Here is a 6,306-nt window from a genome sequence, read left to right as displayed (position 1 = left end):
TTGCCCGCGAAGAGGCCGGCATAGGCGCTATCAGCTTTCGGCCAATGCCCCAACCACCTGATCCACACTGGCCTTCAATCCGGCAAGCGCATCCTCAGGGTCACTTTCCACCACCACCAGCTTCGCCCCGGCTGCCTTGATCACCTCGGCCACAGCCGCCTCCGGCTGCCGGTGGTCCAGCACCAGTGCCACATCCTGCGCCTTCAGATTGTCACCCAGTGCCTTCAGCGCAGCCGCATCCCACTCGGCCGGCAACGGTTGCTCGACCACGTCGAGGTTCAACCCGCTGGCCAGATAACCCAGCCGCTCCGACAAGCTCACCACCGTCAGATTGTCGACTTTGGCCAATCGCGTCTGGCTGCTGGCTGACAGCTCCAGCAACTGGCGCTTGAGCCCCGCCAGGTTGCCCTGGATCTTCGCCTTGTCGTCTGGTGCCAACCGTTCCAGGTCATTGGCCACCACATCGGCCATGCGCCCGAAGTTGCTCGGGTTGAGCCAGGGGTAGGCGCCATAGGCCTCGTCACCGTTCACCGCAATACCCGGCAGCGCGCCATCCAACGGCCGGGCGGCGTCGATCTCGACGATCCGGATATTGCTGCGCCGGGCCATCGGGTACAGCGGGTCGTCACGCCAGATCGAGCGCACGCCGATCACCGCGTCGGCCTGCTGCGCGGCCTTGTGCAGGCCGGCACCACCGCGCCCGCTGAAATAGGACGGCTGGCGGCTGGCCGGCAGGTTGGCGGGCGCTGCACGTGTGAGCTGCACCGCTGTGCCGTCGAGCAGGGCGCTGGCCAGGCTGTGGGTGACGGGCAGGGTGGTCAGCACTTGCGTGGCGAAACACAACGACGGCAGGCCGGCCAGGGCCAGTACCAGAGTCAGGCGTTTCAGGTTCATGCCGGGTTTCCTTGCAGGCGGGGGACGAGGGCGCGGGCCAGCGCCGCGAGGGCGAAGCAGATGCCGGCCACCAGGATGATCGCGGCGCCGGACGGCACCGGCAGGTCGAAAACGATCGGCAGCAGGATGCCGAGCAGCGTGCTCAGCGTGGCGATCAGCACCGACAGGAAGAAAAAGCCCTTCAGCGACTGGCTGACCAAGCGTGCGGCGGCAGCGGGAATTACCAGCAGCGCCCCGACCAGGATCGCCCCGATCACCTTCACCGAGGCCACGGTGACCAGGGTCACCAGTACCACGAACAGGTAGTCCAGGGTTTTCACCGCCACGCCGCGCACGGCCGCCAGTTGCGGGTTGAAACTGGCCAGCATGATACGGTTGTACAGCGGCACGGCCAGCACCAGCACCAGCGCCGCGACGATGCCCAGCACCACCAGGTCCTGGCCGCTCACGGTCAGCACCGAGCCGAACAGCACGTTCTCGAGGATGTGCACGTTGATCTTGCCCGCCAGCATCAGCAGCAGGCTGGCGCCCAGCGCCAGTGACACCGACAGGAACACGCCGATCAGCGTGTCCGGCGACAGCCCGGTGCGATTGCGCAGGAAGTTGAGCAAGATGCCGAACAGCAGGCAGTAGCCGAACAGGCTGCCATAGGGGCCGGTGTAGGGCTCGCCCAGCAGGATGCCGATGGCCACGCCGGTCAGCGCGGCATGGCCGACTGCCTCGGAGAAGAAGGCAAAGCGCTTGACCACCACCAGGGTGCCCAGGCCGCCCAGCACCGGGCCGATCATCAGGCCGGCCAGCAGAGCGTTGACCACGAAGCCGTAGGCCAGCGCCTCGGGCAGGTAGCCGGCAGTGGCCCAGTCCTGGACCGTTTGGCGAAAGGTTTCAAAACTCATCAGGCAAGGCTCTCGCTACGCGGGTGAACGGAGAACAGGCCAAGCAGGCGCTCCGGGGTCAGGGCCTGGGCGGGTGGGGCGTCGAACAGTACCTGGCGGCTCAGGCCGGTAACCCGGTCGGCCAGGCGCAGCACGGCCTCCAGATCGTGCTCGATCCACAGCACGGTGGTGCCGGTCTGGCGCCAGCCCAGCAGCAGTTGCTCGAACACCTGGATGCCGGCTTCATCAAGGGCCGACATCGGCTCGTCCAGCACCAGCAGTTGCGGCTCGGGGATCAGGCCCTGGGCCAGCAGCACGCGCTGGCGTTCGCCGCCAGACAGCGCGCCCATGCGCCGTTTGCGCTTGTCCAGCATGCCGACCTGTGCCAGGGCCGCGTCGATGGCCGGCTGCACACGACGCGACAGGCCGAGGAAGGCGGGGCGGCGCTGGCACATGGCAGCCATGAAGTCGTCCACGGTCATCGGCAGGCCACGGTCGAACTCCAGTGCCTGCGGCACATAGCCGATCACTTCGCGTTCTCCGGGCCAGTGCAGGGTCAGCTGGCCCTGGTGCGGCATTTGCCCGAGCAGGGTCTTGATCAGCGAGCTCTTGCCGCCGCCGTTGGGGCCGACGATGGCATGCACGCTGCCAGCGGCGACGTTGAAGCTGACCTGTTCGAGGATGCGGGTGCGGCCCAGGGTCAGGTCGATGCCGGCGAACTCGATGCGCGGCCCGCAGGCTGCCACCAGGTTGGCGGCGGCGGTCATGCGCGGTTCTCCTGAATGGCGCGGACCACGGTGTCGAGGTTGCGTTTCATCTCCACCTCGTACTTGTCCTTGGTGTATTCGCCGTAGGAAATGTGCGTCAGTGGGTACAGGCGCACGCCGGATTCACGCTGGATGGTTTCGACATAGGCCGATGGAAAGTCCATTTCCGAGAAGATCACCCGCACGTCCAGCGCCTTGAGCTGGTCGATGGTCTTCTTCAGCTGGGCCGGACTGGGTTCGATGCCATGGGCTGGCTCGACCACCGCGGTCACCTCCAGGCCGAAGTCGCGCACCAGGTAGTCGTAGGCAGCATGAATGGTGGCGACGCGGAAGGTGGCGCTGGGGGCCTCGGTGACCTTGGCCAGTGCGTCGGCACGCAATGTGCGCAGGCGCTTGGCATAGGCACGGGCGTTTTGCGTGTACAGCCTGGCATTGTCCGGGTCGAGCTTGCCCAGTTCGCGGGCAATGTTGTTGACCTGGGCGATGGTGGTGCTGATCGACAGGAAGGTGTGCGGGTTGACCACCTTGCCGGCGCCACGGGCAGCAATGCCGGTGGCTGCCAGCAACGGTACGTTCTGGTTGGCCTCGATGGTGTTGATGCCGGGCTTTTCGCTGGCGGCGATCATGCGGTCGGCGAAATCGTCATGGCCGACGCCATTGAGCACCACCACGTCCAGTGTGCCGATGCGTTTGATGTCCTCGGCCCGTGGTTCGTAGGCATGGGGGTTGAAACCTGCCGGAATCAGCGGCACCACTTCGGCCTTGTCGCCGACGATGTTGCTCACGTAGCTGTAGTAGGGGTGCAGGGTGATGCCGATGCGCAGCGGCTTGCCGTTATCGGCCAGGGCCAGTGCCGGCAGGGCAAGGGCCAGGAGCAGGGCGAGGGCGGAGCGGAGCATGGGGGAGTCCTTGGGTTCAGTGACGGTGTTCGCGGGTGACCCCGGCGTCGTAGTGGCTGACCACCTGCTGCCAGCCGGCGGCGATCAGGGCGGCCTGGCCGAGGTCGTCCGGGGGCAGGGCGGCGCTGTCCCGGCGCAGCCAGACATCGGCCTGGCCGGTGCTGTCGGCCGGCAGGATCAGCAGCAGGCTGCCGGCCACTTCCGGGGCCTGGCTGCGGCCCAGGTAGGCCCCGGGTTCCAGCCACGACCATTGGTGGCTGCCGCGGCTCTGGCTGCCGGCATCGACCACGAACGGCGGCAGGCCCTCCTCGGCCAGGGCCTGTACGCTGGGCGCGGCGGCGTTTTCTTCACGTAGCAGCAGGATCTCGTCGAAGGCCACCCGCAGGTCGGTGTACAGGCCTTGCTCGGCGGCGGTGAGGTCGCGACGGGCGTCGATCTGGTGGCTGGCAATGGCCTGTTCGTCCTCACGTTCGCCGCGCAGCAGCACCACGCTGGCAGCGAGTACCACGATCAGCAGGCTGACCAGCAGCACGTAAAGGGTTTCGTGCCCGGCACCGGCCGGGCGGATCACTTGGGCGCGGCTCATGGCTGGGCGATATCGGCATAGTCGACTTCAACCACGTGCCCGGGGCCGGCATCGAACAGCACGTAGAATTCGCCGTCCGGGCGCTTGAAGGTGAGGGTCGAGTCATCACCGAGCTTGCCGCCGACCAGCACCTGTTCGTCGTAGCCGATCACATCCAGGGTTACTCCGGGGGCACCGCTGCCGTCCGAGAAACCGCCGGTGCACTTGACCTGGCCGCTGGCCAGTTCTTCGCATTCGCACATCGGGTTGTGCGCCAGGGCCGGGCCAGCGGCCAGCACCAGCAAGGGCAGGGTGAGGGTGCGCATCACGTGCTTCATTTCTTGCCTCCTTGTTTCTCGAGCCAGGCCACGGTGGCTGGCGATGCCTTGGCCAGCGGGACCGACGCCTGGTGCATGCTGCCGTCCCAGCCTTCCAGGGTGATCCAGATCTGCGCATCGGGCTTGGTGCGTGGCGGGATCGGTAACGAGGTGCCCATGTTGTACGGTGCACCGAAGAAAATGGTGCCGGCGGCGCGCAGGCTGCGCGGCTTGCCGATGCGCAGGTAGGCTGCCTTGACGCCGTTGATGCAGGCCTTGCACAGCGATGCATTGAAGACCTTGAAGTGGCCGGCCGGGCCGTCGGCGCGGGGGGGCTCGTCACGCAGTTCGGCCAGGTCCAGGGTATAGGGGCCGACCTGGATGTCGCTGATCACATTGGCGCCGAGGCCCGCTTCGCCGCGGAACAGCTTGGCGTCGGCGAAGTACTTGGGCATGAAGCCCAGCGGGATGAGGATCAGCAGGATGTTCAGGTGAAAACGCCACTTCAGCCATCGTTGCTTCAGCGGGCTGGCGGGCACGGCTTGGGCCTGACTCATGGGCGGATCTCCACGGGGGTTTAATTGCGCGTCATGCGCGGCGTGCGCTCGCTGCGCTTGAGGGCGGCGGCGGTGGCCTGGGCGGTGCGCTTGGTCCAGATCAGCAAGCCGCTGAACACCATCAGGGTGAGGACCAGGCCGAAGAAGAACCACACCAGCTTGATCGGCAGGCCGCCGAAATCACCGGTGTGCAGCGGGCGCATGGACTCGGTGACGAACTCCAGCGCCGAGCGGTCGCTGATCAGGAACTGGCTGTCGACATTGCGCGTGTAGGGGTTTACCGAAGCGCTCTGGAACATCAGCGGGTACCAGCCCGGCCCGGCCAGGGTGACGTGGCTGTAGGCGGTGGCCGGTAGCGAGATGAAGTTGATTTCCAGCCCCGGGATCGCCAGGCCGGCAATGCGTGCCGCTTCATCCAGGTCGATGCGCGGTGCCGGGCTGCCAGTCGGGGTTTGCGGCACGTCCTCACGGGCGATCACCGGCACGACGGGCCGGCTGGAAATGGTGATGTGGTTGTCGGCCAGGATCGCCTGGATCAGGAACCAGGTACCGGTGATGGAAATGACCGCAATGAACCAGATCGACCAGACCCCGGCCAGGCGGTGCAGGTCGCCCCAGAAAATCCGCGAACCATGGCCGGTGCGCACCGGCTTGAAGAAGCCCTTCCAGAACTTCTTGTACACCACCAGGCCGGTGACCAGCGAAGCCAGCATGGGCAGGCCGAGCAGCGACACCAGGTACCAGCCCCAACTGAAACCGTTGGTGAACGGCACCAGCCACCAGCCGTGCAGAGCGCGGGTGAAGGCTTCGAAGTTGAAGTCCGGGGTCTTGCCCTGGATGGCCCCGGTGTAGGGGTTTACATACAGTGTCGGGCTGGTGCCGTCAGGCAAGGTGACATTGGCTTTGACCGCAAAGTGCGAACCGTCGGGCTGGTTGAGCCGCTCCACCACCATGTCCGGCTCGGCCTTGTGCAGGGCTTCCAGGAGTTGCTGGAAGCTCAGGCGCTCGACGTCGGCGCCGGGCTTGTTGGCGCGCACGGCCGGGTCGGCCAGCCAGACGATTTCCTGGCTGACCACGGCGAGCATGCCGGTGAAGCAGACGATCAGGACAAAGAACCAGATCGGCAAGGCGAGCCAGCTGTGGACCAGGAACCACAGCCTGGATTTGGATTTTTTCGGTGATTTGGCCATCTGACGGTCTTCTGCAATGGGGAGTCGAGCGTGTGCCCAGCCAAAGAGGGGCTGTACTGATAAAGACGAATGAGAATCGAAAACCTGCCGCTTTAAATGCAAGCAAATGTTTCAAGGTCGAGGCCAATGCCTGTCAGTCACTGTCATTGGGGCTCTGCGCAGCCCATCGCCGGCAAGCCGGGCTCCCACAGGGAACGCGCAACCTTGAGGTCTGTGCTGTACCTGTGGGAGCCCGGCTTGCC

8 protein-coding genes are annotated in these 6,306 nt (G+C 65.9%); all 8 read right to left on the bottom strand.

From position 1 onward, the window contains the following. Positions 1 to 30: 30 nt before the first annotated feature. From M2S36_RS24785 to M2S36_RS24750, 8 genes are read right to left on the bottom strand one after another with little or no spacing between them, the layout of a single operon-like run. Positions 31 to 894: a metal ABC transporter substrate-binding protein gene (locus M2S36_RS24785; RefSeq protein ID WP_233687756.1), complete on the bottom strand. Its 864-nt coding sequence runs from the start codon at positions 892 to 894 to the stop codon at positions 31 to 33. After that, the gene (locus M2S36_RS24780; protein WP_063915028.1) at positions 891 to 1,790 is read right to left on the bottom strand and encodes a metal ABC transporter permease; all 900 of its coding nucleotides are present in this window, start codon (positions 1,788 to 1,790) and stop codon (positions 891 to 893) included. The genes M2S36_RS24785 and M2S36_RS24780 overlap by 4 nt, the downstream gene beginning before the upstream one ends. Next, on the bottom strand, positions 1,790 to 2,536 hold the full coding sequence (locus M2S36_RS24775; protein ID WP_333958014.1) for a metal ABC transporter ATP-binding protein: 747 nt from the start codon (positions 2,534 to 2,536) through the stop codon (positions 1,790 to 1,792). Before M2S36_RS24775 ends, M2S36_RS24780 begins: the two co-directional genes overlap by 1 nt. Then, positions 2,533 to 3,435, bottom strand: a complete 903-nt coding sequence (locus tag M2S36_RS24770; protein WP_063915026.1) for a metal ABC transporter substrate-binding protein — start codon at positions 3,433 to 3,435, stop codon at positions 2,533 to 2,535. The genes M2S36_RS24775 and M2S36_RS24770 overlap by 4 nt, the downstream gene beginning before the upstream one ends. Before the next feature lie 16 nt (positions 3,436 to 3,451). Then, complete coding sequence (locus M2S36_RS24765) at positions 3,452 to 4,021, bottom strand: DUF6162 family protein (protein ID WP_207833721.1); 570 nt, start codon at positions 4,019 to 4,021, stop codon at positions 3,452 to 3,454. Beyond that, the gene (locus M2S36_RS24760; protein WP_063915024.1) at positions 4,018 to 4,338 is read right to left on the bottom strand and encodes a hypothetical protein; all 321 of its coding nucleotides are present in this window, start codon (positions 4,336 to 4,338) and stop codon (positions 4,018 to 4,020) included. The genes M2S36_RS24765 and M2S36_RS24760 overlap by 4 nt, the downstream gene beginning before the upstream one ends. Beyond that, the gene (locus tag M2S36_RS24755) at positions 4,335 to 4,874 is read right to left on the bottom strand and encodes a thiamine pyrophosphate-binding protein (RefSeq protein ID WP_207833718.1); all 540 of its coding nucleotides are present in this window, start codon (positions 4,872 to 4,874) and stop codon (positions 4,335 to 4,337) included. Before M2S36_RS24755 ends, M2S36_RS24760 begins: the two co-directional genes overlap by 4 nt. Positions 4,875 to 4,894: 20 nt before the next feature. After that, positions 4,895 to 6,064 carry a PepSY-associated TM helix domain-containing protein gene (locus M2S36_RS24750; RefSeq protein ID WP_333958013.1) on the bottom strand — a complete coding sequence of 390 codons (1,170 nt, stop codon included), beginning with the start codon at positions 6,062 to 6,064 and terminating at the stop codon, positions 4,895 to 4,897. Between the last annotated feature and the right edge of the window lie 242 nt (positions 6,065 to 6,306).

Origin of the sequence: Pseudomonas sp. SF2, assembly GCF_036858055.1 — a bacterium.
Classification (GTDB): domain Bacteria; phylum Pseudomonadota; class Gammaproteobacteria; order Pseudomonadales; family Pseudomonadaceae; genus Aquipseudomonas.
The sequence above is the reverse complement of the archived record's forward strand: the minus strand, read 5'-3'. Positions and strand labels throughout refer to the sequence as shown.